Genomic DNA, 26798 nt, shown 5'->3' on the forward strand with positions numbered 1-26798 from the left:
CGCCGGACCTCGCCCGGCGACACGACTCCGACGAGGGCGGACAGCACCGCGGTGAGGACGTGGCTGATGCGCGCGTACGTGGTCACGGACCCGGCTTACCCGCCCGCGCCGGACGCCGATCGCCGGACCGGGGCGGACCACCCGCCCGGCGGGGCGCATCACCCGGGCAGGTGAGAGGAGCCCCGGCGGGCGGGACGGGCCAGGCAAAACGGGTTCTGACAGGCGGGACGAGCCCGACGCGCCGCCGTGGGCGGGCACCGGACCGGTGGGGAGGGGAGGGCGCCGGCGGACGCCGGACAGGGGGTCAGCGTCCGAGGGCGGCGACGAGCCGGACCGCTTCGTCGTAGGTGCCCGGCAACCGCTCCAGCCACACCTTCGCCGGGCCGGTGGGGGCGACGTGCGGGTCCACGGCCAACCTGTCCGCGGTGAGCAGGCGCAGGTTGGCCACGGTTCTCGCCAGCCGACCACCGCGCCGGACCAGCACGCACGCGGTGGACGGGCCGACCGACGCCAGCGTCTCGCCGGAGTCGAACACCTCCTTCAGCGCGTCCGCCAGCAGCGTCATCGCCACCACCCGCGACCAGCCCGCCACCCGGTTCAGGTCGATCGACACGAGCACCAGCACGTGCTCCTGGCACCCCGCCACGCGCGCCTCGGCGTACACCTCGCGCAGCCGCGTGCGCAGGTAGGCCGAGGTGGCGAGGCCGGTGAGCGGGTTGTCCGCGGCGCAGTCCCCGGCCCGCTTGCTCATCACGTCGCCCCAGCCCAGCGCGGTGACGCGCAGCATCCTGGCCGGGATGGCGTCCACGTTCGGCGAGACGATCCCGGTCGAGCCGGGCGGTTCGGCGAGCACCGCGTGCAGCGCCGCGAGGTCCAGCAGCGTCTCGGCCAGGCCCGCGCCCGCCTCCGCCCGCGCGGCGCCCAGCCGGTACAGCTCGCCGTCGGGGTCGTCCCGGCCGAGCACGGCCCGGCAGACGTCGTCGACCTCGTCCAGCGGCCAGTCGGCCGGGAACGCCCAGCCCGCGGCCATCGTGGCCGTGCGCCACCTCGACCGCAGCGCGCGTGAACCGTCAGCACCGGAACGCCGTGCCACCGCTTCCCGAACACCCACCCGGATGCCTCCTCGCCGTCGTCGTTACGGCCACGAGACGTCGCCGGCGTTCGTCCATGACGGCAGAACCAGGACACAGTTGGGTAGTCGTGCGTGACGTCGCACTTCCCGGTGCGTCAGACTGGCGCCGCGCGAGGAGGGGAATCACAGGTGGCGGCAGTTCCTGCGGACGTCCACGGACCGAGTGACGCGGAGCTGATCGACTCCGTCCGGGGCGGGGCGATCGACGCCTACGGGCAGCTCTACGAACGGCACGTGGGCGCCGCGTACAACCTGGCCCGCCAGCTCGCCAGGTCCTCGGCCGAGGCCGACGACCTGGTGTCCGACGCGTTCGCGAAGGTGCTGGACACCCTGCGCGCGGGCCGCGGGCCGGACACGGCGTTCCGCGCCTACCTGCTCACCGCGCTGCGGCACACCGCCTACGACAAGACTCGCCGGGACCGCAAGGTCGAGCTGTCCGACGACGTGGCCGAGGCCGCGCCCGAGGCCACCAGCGTGCCGTTCAAGGACACCGCCGTCGCCGGCCTGGAGCGGTCGCTGGCCGCGAAGGCGTTCGCCCGGCTGCCCGAGCGCTGGCAGACCGTGCTGTGGCACACCGAGATCGAGGGCCAGTCGCCCGCCGAGGTCGCCCCGCTGCTGGGCTTGACCGCGAACGGCGTGTCGGCGCTGGCCTACCGGGCCCGCGAGGGCCTCAAGCAGGCCTATTTGCAGGTGCACCTGGCCGAGACGCAGGCCGAGCGGTGCCGCGCGACCGTGGACAAGCTCGGCGCGTGGACCCGGGGCGGGCTGTCGAAGCGGGAGACCACGCAGGTCGAGGCGCACCTGGACGAGTGCGTGGACTGCCGGGCGCTGGCCGCCGAGCTGGCCGACGTCAACGGCGCGCTGCGCGGGATCATCGCGCCCCTGGTGCTGGGCGTCGGCGCGACCGGCTACCTCGCGGCGGCCGGCGCGGGCACGGCGAAGGCGGCCACCGCGGCGGCGGCCGGTGCGGCGGCGGGCGCTGCGGCCGGCACGAGCGGCGGCGGCACGGGCAACGCGCTCGGCTCGGTGCCCCGCCAGCTCCTCGGCACGGCGGCCTCGATCGCCGCGCTCGTGGTGGCGGTGGCGATCGGCCTGGCCTCCGGCGGCGAGCAGCAAGAGGTGCCCGCCGCGCAGACCTCCCCCGTGCCGACCGCGCCCACGCGCACCGCGCCGCAGGTCCCGCCGGCCACGCAGGCGCCGACCGGCACGTCGTCGACCACGACCACCACCGCGCCCACGACCACCGAACCCACGACGACGGCGCCCACGACCACCGCGCCGTCCACGGAGCCGGTCGTGCCCGCGCCGCCCGCGCCCGCCCCCGAACCGGCACCCGAACCCCAGCCCGAACCCGAACCGGAGCCCGAGCCCGAGCCCGAGCCCGAACCGGAGCCGACGCCGCCGAACCTGGTGCCGATGGTGCCCAGCGGTTTCACGCTCACGCCCGGCGCGGAACCGGTGGCGATGCCGGTCGTCGTGCGCAACACCGGCGAGACGACCTCGCAGCCGGCGAGCGCGGCCCTCACCCTGCCGCCCGGCGTGCGGTCGGTGGGCGGGCCGGCGTCGTTCGCGGGCCGGCGGCTGGTGCAGCTGAACGGGCTGCCCGAGCAGACCGTCGACTGCCCGGCGGCGGTGGGCGCGGTCACGTGCGCCACCACCCAGGGCATCGCACCGGGCGGCACGGCGACGTTCGTCTTCCGCCTCCAGGCCGACTGGGAGGCGGTGAACAGCCGCATCACCGGCACCGTCACCGCGGGCACGTCGCTGAGCGTGGCCATCGAGGTCGACGTGGCGGTCACCCCGGTCGAGGACGCCCTCGACCTGGACGTCGACGTCACCAAGTGGCACCACGAGCACTGGAGCTCGCGCGTGGACGTGGCGGTCACCAACACCGGTGGCCGGGCGGGCGACCTGGTGCTCGCGGTGTCGTCCGAGGACGTCTTCCTGGTCAGCCTGGCGCCGGGCTGCACGAAGTCGGACCGGCGGATCACCTGCGAGGTGCCGCTCGGGCGGGGCGAGGCGTACCGGCTGTCGGTGTGGGCGCTGCGCGGGTCCTGGCACGACGACCACGACGAGCGCGGGAAGTCCCGCGAGGTGACGGTCACCGCGACCCTCGGCACCGCCGCGGCGAGCGAGACGGTGACCGTTTTCACCCGTCCGGGTGATCATCCCGGGCACCCGCCGACGGGCGACCCGACCCCGACGACCACGCCGACGACCACGGGCACCACCGCGCCGACGACGACCACCACGACACCCCGCCCGACCTCGTCGTCGCCGACCGGGCAGCCGCCCGCGACCGCACCGACGAAGACCGGCGCGGAGCCCCCGCCGGTGGTCACCACACCCCCGGGCGTGCCCGCGGCGGAGCCCCCGGTCGTGCCCCCCGTCGTGCCGCCGAACGGGCCGCCGTCGAGCGGGCCGACCCCCACTGACCGGCTCGAACCGTGCGAACCGGTCATACCGCTGTGGCCCCCGCTGCTGGGGGACCTGCTGCCCGGGCTGTGCCGCACCCCTTCGTGATCGACCCGTCACGGGGTCGGTAGCCTGCCCCGGTGCTGCCACTAGTGCGCAGGGTGCTGGGACGCCTCCCGGAACCGCTCCGCTTCCTGATCGTCAAGCACCGCGAGCTGATCCGCTTCGCCGCCGTGGGCGGCACGACGTTCGTGATCGACAACGGTGTCTGGTACGCGCTGAAGCTGACGTTCCTGCAGGACAAGGTCGTCACCGCGAAGGCCATCGCCGTGCTGGTGGCGGTCATCTCGTCCTACGTGCTGAGCCGCGAGTGGTCCTTCGACACCCGCGGCGGGCGTGAGCGCCACCACGAGGCCGCGTTGTTCTTCCTGGTCAGCGGCATCGGCATCGGCGTGAACCTGCTGCCGCTGTACGTGTCGCGGCACGTGTTCGACCTGCACTCGGAGGTCGCCGACTTCATCACCGGGTCGGTGATCGGCATGCTGCTCGCGACCGGGTTCAAGTTCTGGGCGATGAGGAAGTTCGTGTTCCCCCAGGCCGACGCGCGGCCGTCGGTGCGGCCGCTGCACGTCGTCGCGGAGCAGCGCGAAGTAGCCTGACCGGGTGTCCGTAGTCGAGAACGTGGTCCTCCGCCTGCCCGAACCGCTGCGCTCGCTCGCCCTGAAGCACAGAGAGCTGCTCAAGTTCGCCGTGGTCGGCGGCACGTGCTTCGTGATCGACACGGCCATCTTCTTCGGCCTGAAGTCGATCGTCCTGACCGACCACCCGGTGACGGCGAAGATCGTCGCCACCCTGGTCGCCACGATCGTGTCGTACATCCTGAACCGCGAGTGGTCGTTCAAGACCCGCGGCGGGCGTGAGCGGCGGCACGAGGCGGCGTTGTTCTTCCTCGTCAACGGCATCGGCATCGTGCTCAACTCGGCGCCGCTGTGGGTGTCGCGCTACCTGCTGGACCTCCAGGAGCCGAACATCAGCCGGGTCGGCGAGGAGGTCGCCGACTTCGTCAGCGCCCAGGTCATCGGCACCCTGATCGGCATGGCGTTCCGCTGGTACGGCTACAAGAAGTGGGTGTTCCCCGACCCCGACGCCCGCCCGCGCCGCGTGACCAGGGCCTACGACCTCCCCGAAGAGGACGAACAAGCCCTGGGCCACTCCTGACCCACCCGAGAGTCCAACCTCCAGGCCCCGAGAGTCCAACGCCCGGGTCCCGAGAGTCCAACGTCCAGGACCCCTGAGTTCTCCGTTCCGCATACCGACCGGTCGGCTCGAACGCAGAACTCAGGGGTCGCGAGCGTTGGACTCACGAGACCTGAGCGTTGGACTCTCGGGGCCTGAGCGTTGGACTCTCGGGGGTGGTCAGGCGGGGGTGGCGAGGATGGCGAGGGCGGCGGCGTGGAGGTGGCCGTTGCTGGACAGGACGTTGCCGCCGTCGAAGCGCTCGACGCCGTCCAGGTCGCTGAACCGGCCACCGGCCTCGCGGACCAGCACCTGGAACGGCGCGACGTCCCACGGGTTCACGATCGGCTCGGCGGCCACGTCGATCGCGCCCTCGGCGACCAGGCAGTGCTGCCAGAAGTCGCCGAACGCCCGGTTCTCCCAGCACGCGTCGACCAGCGCCAGGTACGCCTCCCGCGAGTGGTGCTCGGTCCACGTGCCCAGGTGCGTGGTCGACAGGTAGGCGTCGGTGAGGTCCCGCACGCCGGACACGGTGATCGGCCGGGTGCCGGTGGCGTCCGACGTGAACGCGCCCCCACCTGCCGAGGCCCACCAGCGACGCCCCAGGGCGGGGGCCGAGACGACGCCCACCACGGGCGTGCCGTCGACGACGAGGGCGATCAGCGTGGCCCACACCGGCACGCCGCGCAGGAAGTTCTTCGTCCCGTCGATCGGGTCCACGACCCACGCGCGCCCCGCGCCCGCCGTGCCGCCCCGCTCCTCGCCCGCCACCTGGTCGCCCGGCGCGTCGACCGCGAGCACGGCGCGGATGGCGTCCTCCACGGCCACGTCCGCGTCCGTCACCGGCGTCCGGTCGGGCTTGCGCTCCACGACGAGGTCGCGGGCGCGGAACCGGGACGTGGTGATCGCGTCGGCCTCGTCGGCCAACCGGAGGGCCAGGGACAGGTCTGCACGAAGGTCTGACACGCACGGGATGGTGCCACGCCTACGCTGGGTGCCGTGAGCGTGGTCTTGTTGGCCGAGGACGACCCGGCGATCGCCGATCCCCTCTCCCGGGCACTCCAGCGGGAGGGGTACCAGGTGCAGGTCGTGGGTGACGGTCCGGGCGCGCTGGACGTCGCCGCGCACGGCGGCATCGACCTGCTCGTCCTCGACCTGGGCCTGCCCGGCATGGACGGCCTGGAGGTGTGCCGCCGGCTGCGCGCGGGCGGGCGCGGCATCCCCGTGCTGATGCTCACCGCGCGGTCCGACGAGGTGGACTTCGTGGTGGGGCTGGACGCCGGCGCGGACGACTACGTGGCCAAGCCGTTCCGGCTCGCGGAGCTGATGGCCCGCATCCGGGCCCTGCTGCGCAGGCGCGCGCCCGGCACGCTGGAGGTCAACGGCGTGCGCCTGGACCTGGCGGCCCGCCGCGTCACGGTGGACGGCCAGGAGGTGCAGCTGGCGAACAAGGAGTTCGAGCTGCTGCGCGTGCTGATCCAGCGCGCGGGCCAGGTCGTGCACCGCGACGAGATCCTCTCGGAGGTGTGGAACGACCCGGAGCTGAAGTCCAGCAAGACCCTCGACATGCACATGTCGTGGCTGCGCCGGAAGCTCGGTGACACCCGCACGGTGGAGCGCCGCATCGCGACCGTGCGCGGGGTCGGCTTCCGCTTCAACACCGCCGACTGATGCGCAGCCGCATCCTGCGGGCGATCCTGCTGGCCGTCGCGGTCACCGGGTTCGCCCTGGGCATCCCCCTGGGCTACACGGCCCTGCGGCTGGTCGACGACGGCGCGCGCGGCGACCTGGCGTCCCGAGCGCGGCAGATCGCCGCCCTCATCGACGACCAGATCGCGGACGGCCGCCCCATCGACCTGGGGCCCGTGCAGGTCGGCGTGCCCGAGGGCGGGCACCTGGTGGTCACGTCCTCGTCCGGCGTGCGGGAGTTCGGCACGACGCCGGGCCGGGACGCGCTGTCGGTGGAGCTGCCGATCGCGCAGCAGGGCACCGTGCGGCTGGAGGTGTCGTCGGCGCCCATGCACACCGCGCAGTACCAGGTGGCGGCGCTGGTGGTGCTGCTGGTCGTGCTGTCGGTGGGCACCGGCACGGTCGTCGCCACGGTCACCGCCCGCAAGCTCGCCAGGCCCCTGCGGCACGTCGCGTCGCGCGCGGCGCGGCTCGGCGCGGGCGACTTCCGGCGCGACGACCGGCGGCACAACGTGCCCGAGCTGGACCTGGTGGCCGACGCGCTGGACAAGTCGGCGGGCGCGCTGGCGCAGCTCGTGCAGCGGGAGCGGGAGCTGGTCGGCGACGTGTCGCACCAGCTGCGCAGCAGGCTCACCGCGTTGCAGCTGCGGCTGGAGGCGCTGTCGCTGCACACCGAGCCGGACGCGGCGACCGAGGCGAGGGCCGCGCTGGAGCAGGCCGAGCGGCTCGGCGAGGTGCTGAACGAGATGCTGGCCGCCGCCCGCGCCGCCCGCGCGGTCGGCGCGGAACCCCTGGACCTGGGCGCGGAGCTGTCGGCCATCGCCGAGGAGTGGCGCGAACCGCTGCGCGGCGTCGGCCGGGCGCTGCGGGTGCGGGTGCCGGAGGGGCTGCTGGCCCGCGCCACGCCCGCCCGGCTGCGCGAGGCGATCGGCGTGCTGCTGGACAACGCCCTGCGGCACGGCGAGGGCCTGGTCACGGTGTCCGCGCGCAGCGACGACGGCACCGTGGTCGTCGAGGTCGCCGACTCGGGCGCGGGCGTGCCCGACGAGCTGTCGCACCACATCTTCGAGCGCGGCGTGTCCGGCGGCGGCTCCACGGGGGTCGGCCTGGCGCTCGCGCGGGCCCTGGTCGACGCCGACGGCGGCCGGTTGGAGCTGTCCACCGCCCGGCCCGCGACGTTCGCCGTGTTCCTGCCCGTGCCGAAGGCCGAGGACGTGGTGGGCGTGCCCTGGCGGACCGACCTCACGCCTCGTTAGCGGCCGGCAGCACCCCCACCGCGCCGCGCACGACCTGCGCCCACACCAACCGGCCGAACAGGTAGTGGCAGGCGACGTCCTCGCTGGTGAACGCCGCCCAGTCGTACCGGTTGCCCTGCTCGCGCCAGAACACCTCGAAGCCGTCGTCGGTCGGCAGCAGGCACCACGCGTTGTCGGCCTCGGCCCCGATCGACACGACCTCGGCGGGCACACCGACCGCGAGCAGCCAGCCCAGGACCGACTCGACGTTCACCTGATCTCCTCCAGGTAGCCCAGGGCGAGCAGGTCCGCCACCGGGTAGGTCGTCCGGTAGCGGACGCCGCCACCGGGCTGGCCGAACCACTCGGCGGACAGCGTGAACCACACCGGCAGCACCCGGGTCGTCCGGTAGCGGTGGTAGCCGGCCGAGGCGAGCGCGGGCGGCAGGGACCTCGCCGCGAACGACGTGCCCAGCTCGGACAGCACCCGCCCCTCGGGGCCGCCGAAGCGGTCCAGCTCCACGCCGGCCGCGAGCACGCCGGGCTGGCCGGCCTCGTACCCGCCCTCGGGGAACAGCTCGCCGGGCGGCCACGCGTACTCGGGCGGGTCGGCCCGCACCAGGTAGCGGCGGTCCCAGTCGCGTTCGTGCGCGCCGGCCTGCGGGTCGTGGCCGGCCATCAGGTCGGGGTCGGGCTCGCCGCCGGGCGCGAGGACCAGGCGGGGGCGCAGGCACGCGGGCACCGGGTCGACCTGCGGCGCGTCGGTCGGGTCGCCGGACAGCCGGGACCGGAGCCGGTCGCCGTGCGTGAGGTCGACGCCGAACCGGGCGGACGCGTCGACCACGTGCCCGTCGGGGTGGTTCTGCGGCTCGAAGCGCAGGCCGGCCGCGAACGCCGCCTCACCGGACGGCGGGGGCAGCTGCCGGGCGGGCGCGGTGCGCGGCCGGGGCAGCGTCCCGCCGGGGAACACGTGCGCCAGGAACAGCGCGGCGGCCTCGGTGGTGGGGCGCGCGGTGGACGCGGCCGGCACCGGTGGCGCGTCGTCCTCCTCGACCTCCGGCTCGACCGCCCGCCGGGGGCCGGGCAGCAGCGGCGACCGGTCGAGCACCGGGCCGCGACCGACCGGGATGGGCACGACGGCGAACGCGAGGCCGCCGTCGGCCGCGACGCCGGCGACCGCGTCGCCCGCGTTCGCCACGGCGGCGCGCAGGTCGTCCAGGTCGAGGTCCCGGTCGAGGTCGCGATCGGAGTCGCGGTCGGGGTCGCGGTCGTCGCGGACGGCGGTGGTGTCGCCCTGGGCGAGGCCGGTGGCGCCGGCGGCTGCCGCCTTGGGGTCGGCCTTCACGGTGGCGTCGGCCTTGGCGGTGCTGTTGGCATCGGCCTTGGCGGTGGCGTCGGACCTGGCCTGGCCCTCGCCCCTGGGCGCGGCCTCACCGGACCGGCCACCCGACTGGCCCTGGCCCTGGCCTGGGCCCTGTGCCGGGCCCTGCCCTTGCGCCTGCGCCTGTCCTTGCGCCGGGCCCTGACCGGGCTGGACCGCCTGCGCGGCGCGGGCCTCCGCCTTGGGCGCGGCCTGGCCGGGCTGGGCCTGGGTCGACTGGCCGGGAGCCGCCGCGGCGGCGTTCGCCGCCGGGGACTGGCCGACCGCGGCCGCGCCGGCCACCGGGGCCGCCGCGGCGGGCGCACCGCCCGAGGGGCCGCCGAACGACGGGCCCTGCGACACGGCCTGGTTCGCGGCCGGGGCCGCGGGCTGCTGCGGGGCGGGGGCGTGCGGGGTGTCGACGTGCGCCACGGGCCGGTCCAGCACCGCGGCCGACGACTGGCTGACCGTGCCCTCGGCACGGGTCACGACCTCCGCGACCGCGCCGGTGGTGCCGCCGACGACCTGGTTCACCGCGTCGCCGAGCCGACCCACCAGGCCGGGCGCACCGCCCTGGCCCGGACCGCCGTGGTCGGGGGCGCCTCGACCGGGGCCGTTGTCGCCGGGACCGCCGTGACCAGGTCCGCCATGACCGGGGCCCTGCTGGCCGGGGCCGTGCTGGCCGGGACCGTTGTCGGGTCCGGGCGCCACGGCACCCACGGTGCGGTCGACGCCGTCGCCGACCCCCCGCACCAGGTCACCGGTCTTGTCGAGCACCGGCTCCACCACGGCCGCGACCGGCGGGGCGACCGCGCCCACGGCCCCCACGACCGGCTTCGCGACGGCGTCGACCGTGTCGGCCACGCCGTCCACGATCCCGCCGACGAGGCCGGGCGAGTTCCCGCCGGGCAGCAGGCCGCCCAGCAGGCCGCCGTTCTGGTTCCCGCCCTGGTTGCCGGGGCCGGCCGCCGGCGGGGCGCCCGCACCGGGCACCTGGCCCTGCTGGCCCTGACCCTGCTGGCCCTGCCCCTGCTGGCCCTGACCCTGCTGGCCCTGCCCCTGCTGGCCCTGGCCGTCCGGCGCGGGGCCGCCGCCGAGGAGGTCGCCCAGCAGGCCCCCGCCGCCGAGCAGCCCGCCCTGGCCCGGGCCCTGCGTGCCGGGCACCTGGCCGCCGGTTCCCTGCGAACCCGGACCCTGCGAACCGGGCCCCTGTGAGCCGGGGCCGTGCGAGCCGGGGCCGTTCTCGGACGGGCCGTGCACGCCGGGGTTGGCGTCGACCGGGAGCGGGTGGCCGCCGATCGTCACGCCGCTGTCCAGCCGCACCGCGCTGGTCAACGTGTCGGTCAGGTGGGCGATGTTGGCCGCCGCGCCGCGCACCGCCGTGTCCAGCCCGAGCAGCGCCGACGGGTTGCCCGCACCGGCGGCCTGCTGCGCGGCGGCGTCGTTCTTGGCCAGGTTCACCAGCTCGCGCACCAGCTCGACCTTGGCCGCGCCGATCTGCTCGGCCGCGTGGTCCAGCCGGTCGGCCGCCGCGGTGCAGCCGCGCAGCACGGTGTTCAGCGTGCCGTCGGGCGCGGTGAACGCGTTCCAGTGCCCGCGCGCCGCGTCGCCGGTCGAGCCGGACATCGCGCCGAGCGCCTTGCCCGCCGACCCGTCGGACTCGCCGGCGAGCGTCGTCAGCCGGTCGCCCGCCTCCCGCCACGCGGCGGCGGACGAGCGCAGCGCGTCCTCGTCCGCCTGCGGCCACACCACACCGGCCTTCGCCGCGACCTCGGCCAGTTCGGCCGGCAGCTCGATCCCCATCACGGCCCCCTGAGTCAGATCGCGCCGAGCGCGGTGCTGTTGTCGCCCTCGACCTCGCGGTAGGTGCGGGCCGTCCCGGCGAAGCGCTCCGCGACGCCGCCGAACCCGCCGCCCAGCGCGGTCAGCCCGGTGAGCACGTCGCCGGAGGGCCGCACGTGGCCGGCGGCGAAGCTCTGCCCGATCGCGTCGTCGCCCCAGCAGGCGCCCAGCGAGTCGAGGGTCGCGCCGAGGTCGTTCGCGATCTTGTCGGCGCGCTCCGCGAACGCGCCGAAGTCCTGCGCGCCCTCGGCGAGGCGGGCGAGGTCGGTCCGGAAGCCGTTCATCTCGTTCTCCTCGGAGTGGCGCTCGGGGTGGCGGCGCGGGGCGCGGTCGCGCCGAGCACCGGGGTGGGCGCGGCCTCGACGTCGAGCCAGTCGCGCTGCTCGAAGTCCTCGTCGTCGACGACGGGCCGGCGGGCGGGCTCGGGCGGCCGGATCTTCTCGGGGCGCAGGTCGGCGGTGCCGCGCACGAGCGCCGCCGGGTCGGTGCCGGCGGGCAGGACCGGGCTCAGCGCCTGGTAGGTGCGTTCCGCGGCCCTGACCCCGGCCTCCTGCACGGTGCGCAGGACGAGCCGGGCGAGCTGCGCGGGACGCATCCGGTAGGCGTCGTCGGTCAGCTCCAGGTCGGTGAGCGCGCCCTGGGCGCCGACCACCGCGGTCACCGAACCGTCCGGGCTGGTCGCGACCCCCGACACCGCGGCCAGGTCCCGCTGGACGGACGCCAGCTGGTCGCGGCTGCGCCGGTAGTCGGCCAGCAGTTCGTCGACCTGCGCGCGGTGATCGGTCACGGCCACCTCCGGTTCCAACCGTCGCCGGGCATGGTCGTCGGTCGCGCGTTGGACGTTACGACCCCCACCCCGGTTCCGGGGCGCGCGGGGGAAAATCGTGCGGGGACCCGCGCTACCCGCGCAGCGCCCGCACCACCCGCGACGGGCTGGGCCGGCCGAGCCGCTCCGCCATCCACGCGCTGGTGTCGGCGAGCTTGTCCAGGTCGAGGCCGTGCGCCACGCCCAGGCCGTCGAGCATCCACACGAGGTCCTCGGTGGCGAGGTTGCCGGTGGCCGACTCGGCGTACGGGCAGCCGCCGAGGCCGCCCGCCGAGGAGTCGACCGTGGTGACGCCCGCCTGGAGCGCGGCCAGCGTGTTCGCCAGCGCCTGCCCGTAGGTGTCGTGGAAGTGCACGGCCAGCGGTTCGACGCTGTCGAACGCGGCCAGCAGCGCCGTCACCTGGCCGGGGGTGGCCACGCCGATCGTGTCGCCGAGGGAGAGCTGGTCGCAGCCCATGTCCAGCAGCCGGCGGCCGACGCCGACGACCTGGTCGCGGGCCACCGCGCCCTCCCACGGGTCGCCGAAGCACATCGACACGTACCCGCGCACCCTGAGCCCCTCGGCCCTGGCGCGCGCGACGACCGGGTCGAACATGGCGAACTGCTCGTCCAGGGACCGGTTGAGGTTGCGGCGCGCGAACGCCTCGGTGGCGCTGGCGAAGATCGCGACGTGCTCGACGCCCGCCTTCAGCGCGCGTTCCAGGCCACGTTCGTTGGGCACCAGCACGGGGTAGTCGACGCCGTCGCGCCGGACGAGGCCGTCCAGCAGCTCCTCGGCGTCGGCCAGCTGCGGCACCCACTTCGGGTGCACGAAGCTCGTCGCCTCCAGCACCGCGCCGCCCGCGTCGGCCAGCCGGTCCAGGAACTCCAGCTTGGTGGCGACGGGCACGACCCCGGACTCGTTCTGGAGGCCGTCGCGCGGACCCACCTCCCAGATCGTCACCCGCTCCGGGAGCCCGCTCCCGCCGACCACGTCGGGCAGCCCGACCTCACGCGCGCCCATCGCTGACCCTGTCCTCCGGCTGGTGGTCGTCGTCCGGGTTGTCGTTGATCTCCCGTTGCAGCAGCGAGTTCACCGCTTCCACGTCCGGGATGTCGTCGAGTTCGAGCGGGGTGTCGGACGCGGAGTCGATGACCAGCGTGCCGCACCCCAGCAGCCGGTCCGTCACCCCCTGCTCGAACCGCACGCTGTCGATGCGCCGCAGCGGCAGGTCCAGGCTGACGCGCCGCACCACGCCCATCCGCCACATCACCCGCTCGGTGGTGACGACCAGGTGGGTGGTGCGCCAGCGCAGCACCGGCGCGAGCACCAGCCAGGCGAGGAGCGCGACGGAGACCGCGGCCAGCACGAGCCACGCGGTGGACGCCCACGTCAGGTCGGCGGCCAGCACCGCGAGCCAGGTGCCCCCGACGAGCACGACCAGCAGCACGACCACCGGGACCAGCAGCGCCTTCCAGTGCGGGTGCTTGTGGGTCACGACGTGCTCGCTCGGGCTGAGCAGGTCGTCCGGGTAGGCCACGGCGATCCCCTTCGGTGGGTGGTGCTGGCCTCACCGTACTCGCAGGTGCACGACGTCCCCGGCGGAAACGGCGTGGTCCGCGCCTCGTTCGTCGCGCACCACCAGGGTGCCGTCGGGCTCCAGGCGGTGCGCCGTGCCGAGCAGCAGCCCGTCGCGGGCCAGCTCCACCCGCACGGGGCTGCCGAGCGTCGCGCAGTGCCGCTCGTACTCGGCGCGCAGACCGGGGTCGTCGCCGCCCGCGACGCGCCACCGCCGCTCCAGGTCGGCCAGCTCGGTGAGCAGCGCGACCGCGACGTCCGTGCGGTCGAGCGGGCCCGCGTGGGACTCCAGGCCGGTGGGCCGCAGCCCGCCCGCGCCGGGCTCCACGTCGTCGGGCAGCTCGGCGACGTTCAGCCCGATGCCGACGACCACGGCCGGTCCCGGCGTGGTCTCGGCCAGCACCCCGGCGGCCTTGGCGCCGTCGACCAGCAGGTCGTTCGGCCACTTCAGGGTCGCCTCGACGCCCACCGAGCGCGCCGTGCGGACCAGGGCGAGGCCGGCGAGCAGCGTCACCCACGGCAGCCGGGCCGGCGGCACGCCGTCCGGGCGGAGCAGCACGCTCAGGTAGAGGCCGCCGGTGGGCGACACCCAGGACCGGCCGCGCCTGCCCAGGCCGGCGGTCTGCCGCCCGGCGACGAGGACGGTGCGGTCGGGCGCGCCGCGCGACGCGGCGGCGCGCAGGTCGGCGTTGGTGGAGCCGGTGTGCTCCACGACGTCGACCGCGGCGTAGCGGCCGAGCAGCTCACGGCGGAGGACGGCGGCGTCTACGGCGGCATCTGGAGCGGCACCCGAGGTCACCCGGGAAGGGTAGGAGCGGCCCGTCCCGCCCGCTGCGTCGGAGCGGTGTGGATGGCGGGACGGGCCGTGCGACCAGCCTGCAACCTCCAGCGCGGTGGAGGTCAACCACGATGACCGTGACGTGGACAACTGCCTCCGCCCCGCCCTCGGCCGGCCTGGCTAAGCTGCCCGGTCATGAGCAGTGCGACCGCCCCCATCGGCGAGGAGCCGGACGTCCACACCACGGCCGGCAAGCTGGCCGACCTGTACCGGCGCAACGAGGAGGCCGTGCACGCCGGTTCGGCGCGCGCGGTCGAGAAGCAGCACGCCAAGGGCAAGAAGACGGCCCGCGAACGCATCGAACTGCTGCTCGACCCGGGTTCGTTCGTGGAGCTGGACGAACTGGCCCGGCACCGCTCCACGAACTTCGGCCAGGACCGGAACCGCCCCTACGGCGACGGCGTGGTGACCGGCTACGGCACCGTCGACGGCCGCCCGGTGTGCGTGTTCAGCCAGGACGTCACCGTGTTCGGCGGCTCGCTCGGCGAGGTGTACGGCGAGAAGATCGTCAAGGTCATGGACCTGGCGATCAAGACCGGCCGGCCGATCATCGGCATCAACGAGGGCGGCGGCGCGCGCATCCAGGAGGGCGTCGTCTCGCTCGGCCTGTACGGCGAGATCTTCCGCCGCAACGTGGCCGCGTCCGGCGTCGTCCCGCAGATCTCGCTGATCATGGGCGCGAACGCGGGCGGGCACGTGTACTCCCCCGCGCTCACCGACTTCGTGGTGATGGTCGACCAGACCTCGCACATGTTCATCACCGGCCCCGACGTCATCAAGACCGTCACCGGCGAGGACGTGGGCTTCGAGGACCTGGGCGGCGGTCGCACGCACAACACCAAGTCCGGCAACGCGCACTACCTCGGCAGCGACGAGGAGGACGCCATCTCCTACGTCAAGGAGCTGCTGTCCTACCTGCCGGCCAACAACATGTCCGAGCCGCCCGTGTTCGACGCGCCGGACGACCTCGTGCACGGCTCGATCGCGGACTCGGTCACCGACTCCGACCGCGAGCTGGACACGCTGATCCCGGACTCCGCGAACCAGCCGTACGACATGCACGAGGTCATCACCCGCGTGCTGGACGAGGGCGAGTTCCTGGAGGTCCAGCCGCTGTTCGCGCCGAACATCCTGGTCGGCTTCGGCCGGGTCGACGGCCACTCGGTCGGCGTCGTGGCCAACCAGCCCACCCAGTTCGCGGGCTGCCTCGACATCGACGCCTCGGAGAAGGCCGCCCGGTTCGTGCGGACCTGCGACGCGTTCAACATCCCGGTGCTGACCTTCGTCGACGTGCCCGGCTTCCTGCCCGGCACCGACCAGGAGTGGAACGGCATCATCCGGCGCGGCGCGAAGCTGATCTACGCCTACGCCGAGGCCACCGTGCCGCTGGTCACCGTGATCACCCGCAAGGCGTACGGCGGCGCGTACGACGTGATGGGGTCCAAGCACCTGGGCGCGGACGTCAACCTGGCGTGGCCGACCGCGCAGATCGCGGTCATGGGCGCGCAGGGCGCGGCGAACATCGTGCACCGCAAGACGCTCGCGGCGGCCGTCGGCAACGGCGAGGACGTGGACGCGCTGCGGGCCCGGTTGCAGCAGGAGTACGAGGACGCCCTGTGCAACCCGTACGTGGCGGCCGAGCGCGGCTACGTCGACGCGGTCATCCCGCCGGCGTACACGCGGGCGCACGTCGCGCGGGCACTGACGGTGCTGCGCGACAAGCGAGAGGTGCTGCCGCCCAAGAAGCACGGGAACATCCCCCTGTGAGCGCCGTGCCGCACCTCCGGGTGGTGCGGGGGAACCCGGACGACGTGGAACTGGCCGTCGTGACCGCCGTGGTGGCGGGTCTGGCGGCCTCGGGCGGGGCGGTCGAGGACCGCCCCCGCCGTTCGGCCTGGGCGGACCGCTCCCGCCTGGTCCGCACCGCCCTGCCGCACGGCCCGGGCGCCTGGCGCGCCTCCGGCCTGCCGGGCTGACCACACCGACCGGTCATCGGTCATCGGCCGCCGGGTCCGCTGCGCGTCAGCAGTCGACCCGGCGGCTGTTGACCTGCACGCCGGTGTCGCCGAGCACGGACACCTCGCGGCAGCGCACGCCGTCCGGCACGCGCAGGCGCACCCGCATCCACACCGCGCCCGCGCCGACCTGCGCGTCGAGCACCTCGACCCCCTCCTCGGCGACCGCGCCGGGCACCGCGTCCAACCGCGTGAGCGCGCGGGCGGTCGCCGCGACCTGGTCCATCACCCCGCGCTCGACCCGGTCGCTGCCGTTCGCGAAGGGCCAGAACGGCACCCCGTACCCGACCGGGTCACTGGACACGACCCGAACCGCCACGCCGACCACGAGGACGGCGGGCACCAGCAGGAACAGCCACCGGTACCTCCTCCTCCCCGACTCGGTCCGGCGCACCACCAGAGCCCAACGCTGCACGTGATCGAGGGTGGCCGACGCCGGGGCGGCACGCATCGGTAGTTCTACGCAGCGCGCGGCGGGCTGGGCGCGGTGGGCGCGGCGGGCGCGAAGCGGCCGGGTTGTCGGTGGTCGCCGGCAAGATGGAAGACAGGGGACCCCCTGGGCGGGGACCTCTGCGAAGCAATCGCGAGACGCGCCGCAGGTGGGAATTCCGAAGTGATTTCGAGGCGCGCCACCCGCAGGCGACCCCGGAGCCGTCGCGCAGCCAGCCGGTCCCGGCACCCCGCCCTGGCCGAGCGGCCCCCGTTCGCCGCGCCCTAGGCTGAACGCCGTGCGCCTCGTCCTCGCCTCCCAGTCCCCCGCCCGCCTCGCCGTCCTCCGCGCCGCCGGGGTGGAGCCCGTCGTCCGGGTGTCCGGGGTCGACGAGGACGCGCTCGCCGCCTCGCTCACCGACCCCACCCCCGAGGACCTCGTCACCGCGCTCGCCGTGGCCAAGGCGGAGGCCATCGCGGGCGGGTCGACCGGGGACGAGGTCGTGGTCGGCTGCGACTCGATGCTCCTCACCGCCGACGGCGAGGTGCACGGCAAGCCGGGCACGGTCGACGTGGCGCGCGAGCGCTGGAAGCGGATGGCGGGCACCACCGGCACCCTGCTGACCGGCCACGCCGTGCTCCGCGTGCGCGACGGCGCGGAGGTCGACCGGGCGGTCGGCCACGAGGCGACGCTGGTCCGGTTCGGCCGGCCCACCGAGGACGAGCTGGAGGCGTACCTGGCCACCGGCGAGCCGCTGCACGTGGCGGGCGCGTTCACGCTCGACGGGCTGGGCGGCTGGTTCGTGGACGGCATCGACGGCGACCCGTCCAGCGTGATCGGCATCAGCCTCCCGCTGACCAGGCGGCTGCTGCGCCAGGTCGGCGTCGCGGTGTCCGACATCTGGTAGCCGTTGTCACATTTCCCCCGGTCAGGGAAGCTCCACAGCAGGAGCGGCGTTGGGGGGATCGATGAACGAACTGCTGACGCGCCGTCGTCACATCGACTACGGGCGCAGGACGACGGCGAGCTGTCGGGGCTGACGCCCCGCGTCCAGCCAACCCCTGCGCACCCACCCGGAGCAGTCGTGTCGTTCGTCCGCACCTACACCAAGCCGAAGGTCTTCGGCATCACCGTGCTCGCCGCGCTCGTGCTCGGCGCGCTCGCGGGCTTCCTGGCCAAGAACGCCGGCCTGACGTGGCTCACCACCACGCTCGGCCACATCGGCGACGTCTTCACCAGCCTCCTCCAGTTCACCGTCATCCCCCTGGTCTTCACCGCGATCGTCGTCGGCATCACGAGCCTGCGCCGCCTCGGCTCGAACCGCGCGGCCCGCCTCGGCGGCAAGACGCTGCTGTGGTTCGCGATCACGTCGCTGATCGCCGTGCTCATCGGCCTGGCCATCGGGTTGATCTTCAAGCCGGGCGCCGGCGTCACCGTGGAGCCCTCGCAGGCCGCCGTCGAGCGGCTCGCCGCCCGCGACCCCGGCTCGTGGAGCACGCTGCTGGAGACGCTGATCCCGTCCAACCTGTTCGCCGCCTTCACCGAGGGCGAGGTGCTCCAGGTCGTGTTCATCTCGGTCCTGGTCGGCTTCGCCGCGTACGCGCTGGGCGAGAAGGCCGCGCCGTTCGTGAACCTCACCCGGTCGGTGTTCGACCTGATCCAGAAGATCGTCGGCTGGATCGTGCTGCTCGCCCCGATCGGCGTGTTCGGCCTGATCGGCACGGCGTTCGCCACCTACGGCAACTCGTTCGTCCGCCCGCTGTTCTCGCTGATCGCGGCCGTGTACGGCGGGTCGCTGCTGGTGCTGTTCGTGGTCTACCCGGTGCTGCTGCGGTTCGTCGGGCACGTGTCGCCGGTGACGTTCTTCGCCAAGGCGTGGACCGCGATCCAGTTCGCCTTCGTGTCCCGCTCGTCGGGCGCGACGCTGCCGCTGAGCCGCCAGACCACCGCCAACCTGGGCGTGGACCCCGACTACGCGTCGTTCGCCGTGCCGCTGGGCACCACCACCAAGATGGACGGCTGCGCCGCCGTGTACCCGGCCATCGCGACGGTGTTCATCGCGAACCTGTTCGGCGTGCAGCTCGGTGTGTGGCAGTACGTGGCAATCATCGCGGTGGCCGTGTTCGGCGCCCTGGCCACCGCCGGCACCACCGGCTGGTTCACCATGCTGACCCTGACCCTGGGCGCGGTGAACATGCCGCCGGAGGTCATCGCCACCGGTGTCGCCGTGGTCTACGCGATCGACCCGATCCTCGACATGGTGCGCACCGCGACCAACGTGACGGGCCAGATCACCGTCCCGGTCCTGGTCGCCCGCGGCGAGGGCCTGATCGACGACGAGGTGCTGAACGCGCCGAGCGAGCCGCCGCTGCTCAGCGGCCCGCGTGAGGACGACCGGCGCGCGACCGGCGACCGCGAGGTCGTCCCGGCCTGAGCCCGACCGCACCACCACCCGGAGGGGGTCGCCGAACGGCGGCCCCCTCCGCCGTCCCCGCCTCCCCGCACCCGGTCACGCCTGCCCCGCCCAGGTCACGCCTGCCCCGCACCCGGTCACGCTCCCCCGCACCGCACCAGGGTCGCGGGGTCCGGCACGGCCTCCGGCCCGCCCGGCAGCTCCTCGGGCGAGCCCACGACCGGCGTGCAGCCGACCTCGCCACCACCGGCCTCGCCGGTGCCGACCACGGAGAAGACCTGCACGAAGCGCCGGCCGCAGTCGGCTCCCCCGGCTCCCCCGGGGCAGGCGCGCTGGACCGCGACGACGTCGGCGACCGCGTCCCGGTCCACGTCGGCCAGCGCCAGGTGGCCCCCCGACGCCGCGTACGGCGCCTGCGCCCGCGTCCACGCCCCCGACCGGCGCACGATCACCTCGCCGCGCACCTCGGCGCCCGCCGTGCCGCGGACCAGGCACACGGCGACCTCGGCGTCCGCGCACCGGAGCGACCGGTCGGTGATCTCGGCCCCCGAGGCGGCGATGGTCAGCTCGAAGATGTTCGACCCCGAAGCCCCGCTGGTGCGGATGCGCCCCTCGCCCGAACCCACGAGCAGCTCGACCGAGTCGGCCCCGACCCCCTGTTGGACGACGGGGCGGCACGCCGTGGTGCCGCAGCGCAACTGGTCCTGGGTCGGCGCGGCGCCCGGGTCCGCCTGATCGGGTGGGCGCAGTGACCAGGCGGTTACCAGGCCCGTGACGGTGACCAGGACTGCGGCGCAGGCGACCACCAGCGCGGGTTTGGGCGGTGGGGGCACGATTACCGATTGTTGCACCCAAGCGTGACCTGTCTCTCCGCCGCGGGATACCGGGGGGTCATTAAACTTCCCGACCATTGCCGCTCCAGTACCAGCGTTGCCAGGAGGTAGGACGTCGTGTCGCTGCGCAAGGTCCTCGTCGCCAACCGCGGTGAGATCGCCGTCAGGGTCATCCGCGCCTGTCGTGACGCAGGTCTCACGAGTGTCGCGGTGTACGCGGACCCGGACCGCGACGCCCCGTTCGTCCGGCTCGCGGACGAGGCGTTCGCCCTGGGCGGCACCACGCCGGGCGAGAGCTACCTGTCGGTGGACAAGCTGCTGGACGTCGCCAAGCGCGCCGGCGCGGACTCGGTGCACCCCGGCTACGGCTTCCTGTCCGAGAACGCCGACTTCGCGCAGGCGGTGCTGGACGCGGGCCTGACCTGGATCGGGCCGACCCCGCAGGCCATCCGCGACCTGGGCGACAAGGTGACCGCGCGGCACATCGCGATGCGCGCGGGCGCGCCGCTGGTGCCCGGCACCAAGGACCCGGTGTCCGGCCCGGACGAGATCGTGGCGTTCGCCGAGGAGCACGGGCTGCCGGTCGCGATCAAGGCGGCGTTCGGCGGCGGCGGACGCGGCCTGAAGGTCGCCCGCACGCTGGAGGAGATCCCCGAGCTGTTCGACAGCGCGGTGCGCGAGGCGGTCACCGCGTTCGGCCGCGGCGAGTGCTTCGTCGAGCGCTACCTGGACAAGCCGCGGCACGTCGAGGCGCAGGTGCTGGCCGACCAGCACGGCAACGTCGTCGTCGTCGGCACGCGCGACTGCTCGTTGCAGCGCCGCCACCAGAAGCTGGTGGAGGAAGCGCCCGCGCCGTTCCTCACCGACGAGCAGCGCGCCGAGATCCACCGGTCCGCGCGGGCCATCTGCAAGGAGGCCGGCTACCACGGCGCGGGCACCGTCGAGTACCTGGTCGCGGTGGACGGCACGATCTCGTTCCTGGAGGTCAACACGCGCCTCCAGGTGGAGCACCCGGTCAGCGAGGAGACCGCGGGCATCGACCTGGTGCGCGAGCAGTTCCGCATCGCCGCCGGCGAGCCGCTGCGGTTCACCGAGGACCCGACCCCGCGCGGTCACTCGATCGAGTTCCGCATCAACGGCGAGGACGCGGGCCGCAACTTCCTGCCCGCCCCCGGCACCGTGACCACGTTCACCGCGCCGTCCGGCCCGGGCGTCCGGGTGGACGCGGGCGTGGAGAGCGGCACGGTCATCGGCGGCCAGTTCGACTCGCTGCTGGCGAAGCTGATCGTCACCGGCGAGGACCGCACCCAGGCCCTCGAACGGGCGCGGCGCGCGCTGGACGAGATGGTCGTGGAGGGCATGGCCACCGTGCTGCCGTTCCACCGCGCGATCGTGCGCGACCCGGCGTACGTGGGCACCGACGAGGGCTTCACCGTGCACACGCGGTGGATCGAGACCGAGTTCGACAACACCATCGAGCCGTTCACCGGCGGCGCGGAGGCGGCCGAGGACGAGCCGCGCCAGACCCTCGTGGTCGAGGTCGGCGGCCGTCGCCTGGAGGTGTCGCTGCCCGGTGACCTGGCCCTCGGCGGCGGTGCCGGCGGCGGCGCGGCGAAGGCGGCCGCGAAGGCCAAGCCGCGCAAGCGCGCCGGCGGCAAGGCGGGCGCGGCCGTGTCCGGCGACGCGGTGGCCGCGCCCATGCAGGGCACGATCGTCAAGGTGGCCGTCGAGGACGGGCAGCAGGTCCAGGCGGGCGAGCTGGTCGTCGTGCTGGAGGCCATGAAGATGGAGAACCCGGTGACCGCCCACAAGTCGGGCACGATCACGGGCCTGGCGGCCGAGCCGGGCGCGGCGGTCACCCAGGGCACGGTGCTCTGCGAGATCAAGGAATAGGCTCGCACGTGTGAGCGAGCGGGACATCCGGATCGGCGACGCGGAGCGCGAGCACGCGCTCGAACTGCTCGGCGACCACCTCGGCCAGGGGCGGTTGACCGTGGACGAGTTCGGCGAGCGCTCCGCCCGCGTCGCCACCGCCCGCACGCGGGGCGACCTGCTCCGGCTGTTCGCCGACCTGCCCGACCCGCGACCGCGGTTCCGGCAGGTCACGCCGTCGCCGCCGGCGGAACGGCCCGTGCGGCGGTCGTTCGCGCTGGAGCCGCGCCTGTCCGGCGTGGTGCTGCCGGCCGTGCTGCTCGGGTGCCTGGTGCTGTTCTTCCTGGTCAAGAACCCGTTCGTGTTCCTGCTGGTCCTGCCCGTGATGCTGCTGCTCGGCCGGATGCGCGACCGGTGAGCGCGCCGACGCTGCTGCTGCTCGACCTCGACGGCGTGCTGCGCCGGTTCGGGCCGGACGCGCCGATCGAGGACCGGTTCGGCCTGCCGCGCGGGACGCTGGCGCGGGTGTCGTTCGCGCTGTCCGTGCCCGCCGTGACCGGCCGCGTCACCGACGCGGAGTGGCGTGCGGCGGTCCGCGACCAGCTGGTCCGCGAGGGCGTGCCCGAGGACCGGGCGGCGGCGGCCGTGGCGGCGTGGACGCGCACCGGCGAGGTGGTCCCCGAGGCGCTGGAGCTGGTGCGGCGGGTGCGCGGGAGGTGCCGGGTCGCGCTGCTGTCCAACGCCACCGACCGCCTGCCGGGCGACCTCTCCGCCCTGGGCCTGAACCGCGAGGTGGACGCCGTCGTGACCTCCGCGCGGCTCGGCGTGGCCAAGCCGTCGCCCGAGGCGTTCCGGCGGGCGTTGCGGGTGCTTCAGCACTCAGCGTCCTCGACCCTGTTCTGCGACGACAACGAGCAGAACGCGGCGGCGGCCCGGACCATCGGCCTCGACGCCGTGCACACGCCGGACCACGCCGCCCTGCACGAGGCCCTCCGCTCCCGCGGCCTGCTCGGCGGCGGGGACGGCGCGGGCGCGCCGCCGGCCGACGGCCCGCTGCTGCTGGTCCTGCACGACCGGGACGACGCCGAGGACGCCGCGGCGGAACTGGCCGAGGCGGGCTGGCGGCCGTGCGCCGTGCACAAGGACCTGCTGGCCGGCGAGGACGACGCCGAGGACGCCGACTGGGTCGTGGAGCTGTCCGCCGGGCCGGACGGCCAGGCCGCCTCGGCGCACCGCGGCCTCCTCGAAGCGCTGGCCGCCCGGTACGACGGGTTCGTCACCGACTAGTCTGCGCGCCCATGGAGGCCGTAGAGATCAACGCGGGTGAGTTCTACCTGCGCCGACTGCGGCACGACGACCGCATCGACGACCGCGTGGCGCTCGTCGAGGGGGGTTTGCTCCCCGACCTGGACGCCGCGGCGGCCCACGTCGCGGAACGCCTGCGCCAGTGGCACGCGGACGAGGTGTGCTCCTGGGCGGTGTGCGACCAGCTCACCGGCGCCGCCGTCGGCGAGGTCGCGTTGACCGCGCGCGGCGAGCTGACCTGCTGGACCACGCCCGCCCGCCGCCGCCGGGGCGTCGCGGCCCACGCCGCGGACGCGGTGGCGCGGTTCGGGTTCGGCTTCCTCGACCTCCCCCTGCTCACCGCCAGACCCCCGGACGAGGCCGCCCGGCGGCTCGCCGAACGCACCGGCTTCACAGCCGGGGGTCCACTCGGCGTGTGGACCCGACTACGGTAGGTGCTCATGAGGGCTGCTCGCGTGATCATCGCCACGTTGTGCGCGTTGGCGCTGCCGGCCTGCACGCCCTCACCGGAGAACACCGCCGACGGCCGGTCCGACGAACCGGTCATCGCGAGCGCCACCAGCGTGCCGCCCATGCCGCCGCGCCCCGGCGAGCTGAGGTTGGACGACGTCGACCCGTGCTCGGTGCTGTCGGACGACCAGCGGGTCGCGCTCAGCCTGGACAACCCGCCGAGCGCGTACGTCGAGTCGAGCTTCGGCAACGCGAAGGCGTGCACCATGCGCAGCAACATCAGCGGGAACGTGGTGCGCCTCGCGCTCGTCACAGTCGAGGGCATCGGCGTGTGGCTCGACGAGAACGCGCAGGTCGACGCACGTCAGACGACGGTGAACGGGTTTCCCGGGCTCACCGTCAGGACACCCGGGATGGACAACGTGTGCAACGTCGAGGTGGACGTCGCGGAAGGGCAGTTCCTCGACGTGATGTTCCGCGACGGCGGTAACGAGAACAAGGCCAAGCAGGACACACTGTGCCAGGGAGCGCAGCGCGCGGCGGAAGCGGCGGTGGTCGGTTTGCTGCGACGGCGCTGACCCACGCGGGGGATGTGCGCACGTGCGCACTCCCCGTTGTCGGACCCTGTGACTAGAGTGACCATGCGCGACGGAAGTCGGGAAGACGGGGAGGTCGTCCATGCCGTCGGAAGACCGCGGACTCAGTGGCGACGCGGGCTCACCACCGCCCTTGTCGCACACCCTGAACGTGGACCCCAGTGCCATCCCCAGTCTCCGCAGCGCCTTCTCGGGCGCGCTGACGAGGCTGGACCAGCAGATCGAGCTCGCCATCACCGAGGTCAGGGTGCGTCCCTGGGCCGGTGACCCGGTGAGCCAGGACGCGGCGGAGAAGTTCAACGACCGGTCGCTGGAGTCCGGCGACTCGGCGCTGACCGCGTTGCAGAACTACCAGCAGCAGCTGAAGTCGGCGATGGACGCGCTCACCCTCGTCGAACGGCAGTACAGGTCCATCGAAGAGGACAACACCGGCTTGATGGGACAGCAGGGCGGCCGCTAGGCGCCCCGCGCAGGCAAGGGGACATCTTCTATGCCCGATGGACACCGCTGGAGCGGGTACAGCCACGAAGAGCTGTACCAGGCGATCAACTCCGGGCCGGGACCGCAGGCTTCGCACGCCTCCACGGAGCGCTGGGCAGGCGTCTCGGCGGCGTTGGCCGAGATCAACTCGGAGCTGCACGCCGGCGTGCTGCGCTCCGGGGCCTCGTGGGAGGGCGCCGCGGCCGACAAGGCCCGGATGGGCATCAACCCGCTGGCCTCGTGGGCGGACGACGCGCGCGCCGGTTCCGAGGTGATGCGGATCTCCGCCGAGCTCCAGGCCGACTACATCTCCAAGGCGCGCTCCGACATGCCGCCGCCGGTGCCGGTCACCGCGGAGAAGCCGAACCTGCTCGTCAGCGCGATCACCACGCTGGTCGGCGCGCAGACCGACTACGAGGTGCAGGAGAAGGCGGCCAACGCCGCCGAGCAGCGCGCCCGCGAGGTGATGACCACCTACGCGTCCTCGACGACGTCGAACACCAACACGCTGGGGCAGTTCCACCAGCCGCCGCAGCTGGTGATCAGCGCCGGCGACTCGGTGCGCAACGACGCGCCCGGCGTGTCCGGTCCCGGGTGGGGCTACGGCGGGCCGCGCGGCGGTCGCGGCTGGGGCGGCGGTCGCGGCTGGCGCGGCGGCGGCCGGGGCGGCGGTCGCGGTCCCGTGCCGGCGCAGCGGCCCCCGATGCCGACCGGCGGTTCCACGGGCACGTCCTCGGCGGGCTCGGCGCCCGCCGCGAACACCCGTCCCTCGACGCACGCCCTGCCCGCCGGTCCCAGCACCGGCTCCTACGGGCCGTACGGACCGCACGGGTCGGGCGGGGTGATCGGCGGCGGTCGCCGTGACGACGACAAGCGCCGCGCCGACACGACGAACACCGAGCAGCACGCGGCCGGCGGGGCCGGTGGCGGTGGCGCCGGTGGTCCCGGCGGCGCCCCGGGCGCGGGCCAGCACCTCCTGCCGCTCCCGCCCGGCACCCCGCTGCCCATCGGCACGACGTCGGCCAGCTCGGCGGACTTCGGCGCGTTCGCCACGGCCGGCGCGCAGCACGCGGCCACCACCGGCACCGGCGTCCCCGGCGCCGGCCTGCCCGGCGCGGGCCAGCCGGGCGGCGGCGACACCGTGCACAAGCGCACCGTGGCCGCGGCGCCGGCGCAGCCCGCGTTCGACCCGTTCGGCGGGCTGGGCGGTCCGCGGTCGGCGGAGGACGAGGAGGACGCGACGCACGACGCGGCCGACTACCTGCGCGAGACGGACGACATCTACGGGGTGGGCGGGTTCTCGCCGCCCGTCATCGGGGAGAGCACCAGCTCCTGATGACGACGTTCGGCGTTGACCTGGGTACCAGCGACCTGCGCGAACCGGTGACGGTGTCGGCGCTCGAGTTCGACGTGCTGTGGGAGCACCTGCGGTTGGAGACCATGCCGCTGGTGCTCAAGGTGCCGTCGCCGGGCAAGACGCAGTCCGAGCGGGCGGAGCTGGAGCAGCGGGCGTGGGCGGACCTGGAGCGGCGCGGCCTCGGCCGCCCGGTCTCGCTCGACCCGGTGCTGGAGGACCTGCTGCACCTGCTCAACCGGCCGCAGCGGGAGGTCGACGGGCGGCTGTGGCTGGGCCGCAGCGTCCGCGTGCTGGCGGCGGCCAAGGGGCAGTCCGGTGTGCTGGCCGTGCTGGACGAGGACCGGTTGACCCTGCGCGCGGCGTCCGCGGAGAGCCTGGCGCGCGAAGCGCTCAGCACCCTCCCCCCGGCCCCCGCCGGGCCCGGCCACTCGGTGACCCTGCCCAGCGCCGACCTGGACGCGGCGGCGGCCGGCGCGAACACCCCCGACGACCTGGAACGCGCCCTCGCCGCACGGGGCGTCCGGCAGCAGGACGCGCACACCCTGGCGGAGATGTTCCGCGATGCCGGCAACCGCGGCCAGTTCGGCGCCGCGTTCCGCGACAAGTACGGCAAGCGCGTCCGCCCGGACCGCGTGGTCGCGTTCTTCGACAACCCCGGGGGCCGCTACATCCAGCTGCGCCGGGCCACCCCCAACCAACAACCCTGGAGCACCGTCTCCCCGGTGGACACCCGCCGCCTACTCCACCACCTGGAAGACCTAACCACCCCCACCTAACCCGCGAGAGTCCAACGCCCAGGCCCCGAGAGTCCAACGCTCCGGTCCCGAGAGTCCAACGTCCAGGGCCCGTGAGTTCTACGCTCAGGCCGCGTTGTGCCACCTTCGGGTGAACCGTGTACGGAAACGCGGCAGTGCTGC

The 26798-nt window shown here is 74.5% G+C and carries 28 protein-coding genes; 17 read left to right on the plus strand and 11 right to left on the minus strand.

Annotated features, from left to right (window positions below; all coding sequences use genetic code 11):
* Positions 1-304: 304 nt before the first annotated feature.
* Positions 305-1030, minus strand: a complete 726-nt coding sequence (locus ACR807_RS13600; RefSeq protein WP_438921643.1) for a GGDEF domain-containing protein — start codon at positions 1028-1030, stop codon at positions 305-307.
* A gap of 231 nt (positions 1031-1261) precedes the next feature.
* Here ACR807_RS13600 and ACR807_RS13605 point away from each other — a divergent pair, with 231 nt between their 5' ends.
* From ACR807_RS13605 to ACR807_RS13615, 3 genes are read left to right on the plus strand one after another with little or no spacing between them, the layout of a single operon-like run.
* On the plus strand, positions 1262-3655 hold the full coding sequence (locus ACR807_RS13605) for a sigma-70 family RNA polymerase sigma factor (protein ID WP_438921644.1): 2394 nt from the start codon (positions 1262-1264) through the stop codon (positions 3653-3655).
* A gap of 35 nt (positions 3656-3690) precedes the next feature.
* Positions 3691-4206 (plus strand): GtrA family protein, encoded by a 516-nt coding sequence (locus ACR807_RS13610; protein WP_438921706.1) that lies wholly within the window; start codon positions 3691-3693, stop codon positions 4204-4206.
* Between the two features lie 4 nt (positions 4207-4210).
* On the plus strand, positions 4211-4765 hold the full coding sequence (locus tag ACR807_RS13615; protein WP_438921645.1) for a GtrA family protein: 555 nt from the start codon (positions 4211-4213) through the stop codon (positions 4763-4765).
* Between the two features lie 198 nt (positions 4766-4963).
* Here the strand turns inward: ACR807_RS13615 and hisN are convergent, their stop codons facing one another.
* Positions 4964-5749, minus strand: coding sequence for a histidinol-phosphatase (hisN, locus tag ACR807_RS13620; protein ID WP_438921646.1), 786 nt, complete (start codon positions 5747-5749; stop codon positions 4964-4966).
* 33 nt (positions 5750-5782) lie between these two features.
* On the opposite strand from hisN, the gene ACR807_RS13625 reads away from it, so the two are divergent.
* Both ACR807_RS13625 and ACR807_RS13630 read left to right on the plus strand, forming a co-directional pair.
* Positions 5783-6454, plus strand: coding sequence for a response regulator transcription factor (locus tag ACR807_RS13625; RefSeq protein WP_438921647.1), 672 nt, complete (start codon positions 5783-5785; stop codon positions 6452-6454).
* The gene (locus ACR807_RS13630; RefSeq protein WP_438921648.1) at positions 6454-7728 is read left to right on the plus strand and encodes an ATP-binding protein; all 1275 of its coding nucleotides are present in this window, start codon (positions 6454-6456) and stop codon (positions 7726-7728) included. The genes ACR807_RS13625 and ACR807_RS13630 overlap by 1 nt, the downstream gene beginning before the upstream one ends.
* Here ACR807_RS13630 and ACR807_RS13635 read toward each other — a convergent pair.
* The 7 genes from ACR807_RS13635 to ACR807_RS13665 form a co-directional block, all read right to left on the minus strand.
* The gene (locus ACR807_RS13635) at positions 7715-7981 is read right to left on the minus strand and encodes a hypothetical protein (RefSeq protein ID WP_438921649.1); all 267 of its coding nucleotides are present in this window, start codon (positions 7979-7981) and stop codon (positions 7715-7717) included. The two genes, ACR807_RS13630 and ACR807_RS13635, sit on opposite strands and share 14 nt — an antisense overlap.
* Complete coding sequence (locus ACR807_RS13640; protein ID WP_438921650.1) at positions 7978-10869, minus strand: TNT domain-containing protein; 2892 nt, start codon at positions 10867-10869, stop codon at positions 7978-7980. The genes ACR807_RS13635 and ACR807_RS13640 overlap by 4 nt, the downstream gene beginning before the upstream one ends.
* 14 nt (positions 10870-10883) lie before the next feature.
* Complete coding sequence (locus tag ACR807_RS13645; protein WP_438921651.1) at positions 10884-11192, minus strand: WXG100 family type VII secretion target; 309 nt, start codon at positions 11190-11192, stop codon at positions 10884-10886.
* Positions 11189-11695: a YbaB/EbfC family nucleoid-associated protein gene (locus ACR807_RS13650; RefSeq protein ID WP_438921652.1), complete on the minus strand. Its 507-nt coding sequence runs from the start codon at positions 11693-11695 to the stop codon at positions 11189-11191. Before ACR807_RS13650 ends, ACR807_RS13645 begins: the two co-directional genes overlap by 4 nt.
* 112 nt (positions 11696-11807) lie before the next feature.
* Positions 11808-12737, minus strand: a complete 930-nt coding sequence (locus ACR807_RS13655; RefSeq protein WP_438921653.1) for a hydroxymethylglutaryl-CoA lyase — start codon at positions 12735-12737, stop codon at positions 11808-11810.
* Positions 12724-13254 carry a PH domain-containing protein gene (locus ACR807_RS13660; protein WP_438921654.1) on the minus strand — a complete coding sequence of 177 codons (531 nt, stop codon included), beginning with the start codon at positions 13252-13254 and terminating at the stop codon, positions 12724-12726. Before ACR807_RS13660 ends, ACR807_RS13655 begins: the two co-directional genes overlap by 14 nt.
* A gap of 30 nt (positions 13255-13284) precedes the next feature.
* Positions 13285-14091: a biotin--[acetyl-CoA-carboxylase] ligase gene (locus ACR807_RS13665; RefSeq protein ID WP_438921655.1), complete on the minus strand. Its 807-nt coding sequence runs from the start codon at positions 14089-14091 to the stop codon at positions 13285-13287.
* Between the two features lie 174 nt (positions 14092-14265).
* On the opposite strand from ACR807_RS13665, the gene ACR807_RS13670 reads away from it, so the two are divergent.
* Complete coding sequence (locus ACR807_RS13670; RefSeq protein WP_438921656.1) at positions 14266-15897, plus strand: acyl-CoA carboxylase subunit beta; 1632 nt, start codon at positions 14266-14268, stop codon at positions 15895-15897.
* Positions 15894-16106 (plus strand): acyl-CoA carboxylase subunit epsilon, encoded by a 213-nt coding sequence (locus ACR807_RS13675; RefSeq protein ID WP_438921657.1) that lies wholly within the window; start codon positions 15894-15896, stop codon positions 16104-16106. The genes ACR807_RS13670 and ACR807_RS13675 overlap by 4 nt, the downstream gene beginning before the upstream one ends.
* A 46-nt stretch (positions 16107-16152) precedes the next feature.
* Here ACR807_RS13675 and ACR807_RS13680 read toward each other — a convergent pair whose 3' ends face one another.
* Positions 16153-16560, minus strand: coding sequence for a hypothetical protein (locus ACR807_RS13680; RefSeq protein ID WP_438921658.1), 408 nt, complete (start codon positions 16558-16560; stop codon positions 16153-16155).
* 313 nt (positions 16561-16873) lie between these two features.
* Here ACR807_RS13680 and ACR807_RS13685 point away from each other — a divergent pair, with 313 nt between their 5' ends.
* Together ACR807_RS13685 and ACR807_RS13690 are read left to right on the plus strand one after the other, a co-directional pair.
* Positions 16874-17482 (plus strand): Maf family protein, encoded by a 609-nt coding sequence (locus tag ACR807_RS13685; RefSeq protein ID WP_438921659.1) that lies wholly within the window; start codon positions 16874-16876, stop codon positions 17480-17482.
* 177 nt (positions 17483-17659) lie between these two features.
* The gene (locus ACR807_RS13690; RefSeq protein ID WP_438921660.1) at positions 17660-19009 is read left to right on the plus strand and encodes a dicarboxylate/amino acid:cation symporter; all 1350 of its coding nucleotides are present in this window, start codon (positions 17660-17662) and stop codon (positions 19007-19009) included.
* Positions 19010-19125: 116 nt separating this feature from the next.
* Here ACR807_RS13690 and ACR807_RS13695 read toward each other — a convergent pair whose 3' ends face one another.
* On the minus strand, positions 19126-19821 hold the full coding sequence (locus ACR807_RS13695) for a hypothetical protein (RefSeq protein WP_438921661.1): 696 nt from the start codon (positions 19819-19821) through the stop codon (positions 19126-19128).
* A 117-nt stretch (positions 19822-19938) separates the two neighbouring features.
* On the opposite strand from ACR807_RS13695, the gene ACR807_RS13700 reads away from it, so the two are divergent.
* The 8 genes from ACR807_RS13700 (at position 19939) to ACR807_RS13735 (ending at position 26657) form a co-directional block, all read left to right on the plus strand.
* Positions 19939-21714 carry an acetyl/propionyl/methylcrotonyl-CoA carboxylase subunit alpha gene (locus ACR807_RS13700; RefSeq protein ID WP_438921662.1) on the plus strand — a complete coding sequence of 592 codons (1776 nt, stop codon included), beginning with the start codon at positions 19939-19941 and terminating at the stop codon, positions 21712-21714.
* Positions 21715-21724: 10 nt separating this feature from the next.
* The gene (locus ACR807_RS13705; RefSeq protein WP_438921663.1) at positions 21725-22111 is read left to right on the plus strand and encodes a DUF1707 SHOCT-like domain-containing protein; all 387 of its coding nucleotides are present in this window, start codon (positions 21725-21727) and stop codon (positions 22109-22111) included.
* The gene (locus ACR807_RS13710; RefSeq protein WP_438921664.1) at positions 22108-22980 is read left to right on the plus strand and encodes an HAD-IA family hydrolase; all 873 of its coding nucleotides are present in this window, start codon (positions 22108-22110) and stop codon (positions 22978-22980) included. Before ACR807_RS13705 ends, ACR807_RS13710 begins: the two co-directional genes overlap by 4 nt.
* Before the next feature lie 11 nt (positions 22981-22991).
* Positions 22992-23432, plus strand: coding sequence for a GNAT family N-acetyltransferase (locus tag ACR807_RS13715; protein WP_438921665.1), 441 nt, complete (start codon positions 22992-22994; stop codon positions 23430-23432).
* Positions 23433-23438: 6 nt separating this feature from the next.
* Positions 23439-24026 carry a DUF3558 domain-containing protein gene (locus tag ACR807_RS13720; protein WP_438921666.1) on the plus strand — a complete coding sequence of 196 codons (588 nt, stop codon included), beginning with the start codon at positions 23439-23441 and terminating at the stop codon, positions 24024-24026.
* 169 nt (positions 24027-24195) lie between these two features.
* Complete coding sequence (locus ACR807_RS13725) at positions 24196-24504, plus strand: transcriptional regulator (protein WP_438921667.1); 309 nt, start codon at positions 24196-24198, stop codon at positions 24502-24504.
* Positions 24505-24534: 30 nt separating this feature from the next.
* The gene (locus ACR807_RS13730; RefSeq protein ID WP_438921668.1) at positions 24535-25860 is read left to right on the plus strand and encodes a PPE domain-containing protein; all 1326 of its coding nucleotides are present in this window, start codon (positions 24535-24537) and stop codon (positions 25858-25860) included.
* Positions 25860-26657 carry an ESX secretion-associated protein EspG gene (locus ACR807_RS13735; protein WP_438921669.1) on the plus strand — a complete coding sequence of 266 codons (798 nt, stop codon included), beginning with the start codon at positions 25860-25862 and terminating at the stop codon, positions 26655-26657. Before ACR807_RS13730 ends, ACR807_RS13735 begins: the two co-directional genes overlap by 1 nt.
* Positions 26658-26798: the final 141 nt, after the last annotated feature.

Source organism: Saccharothrix sabaoui, assembly GCF_051756985.1.
Lineage (GTDB): Bacteria > Actinomycetota > Actinomycetes > Mycobacteriales > Pseudonocardiaceae > Actinosynnema.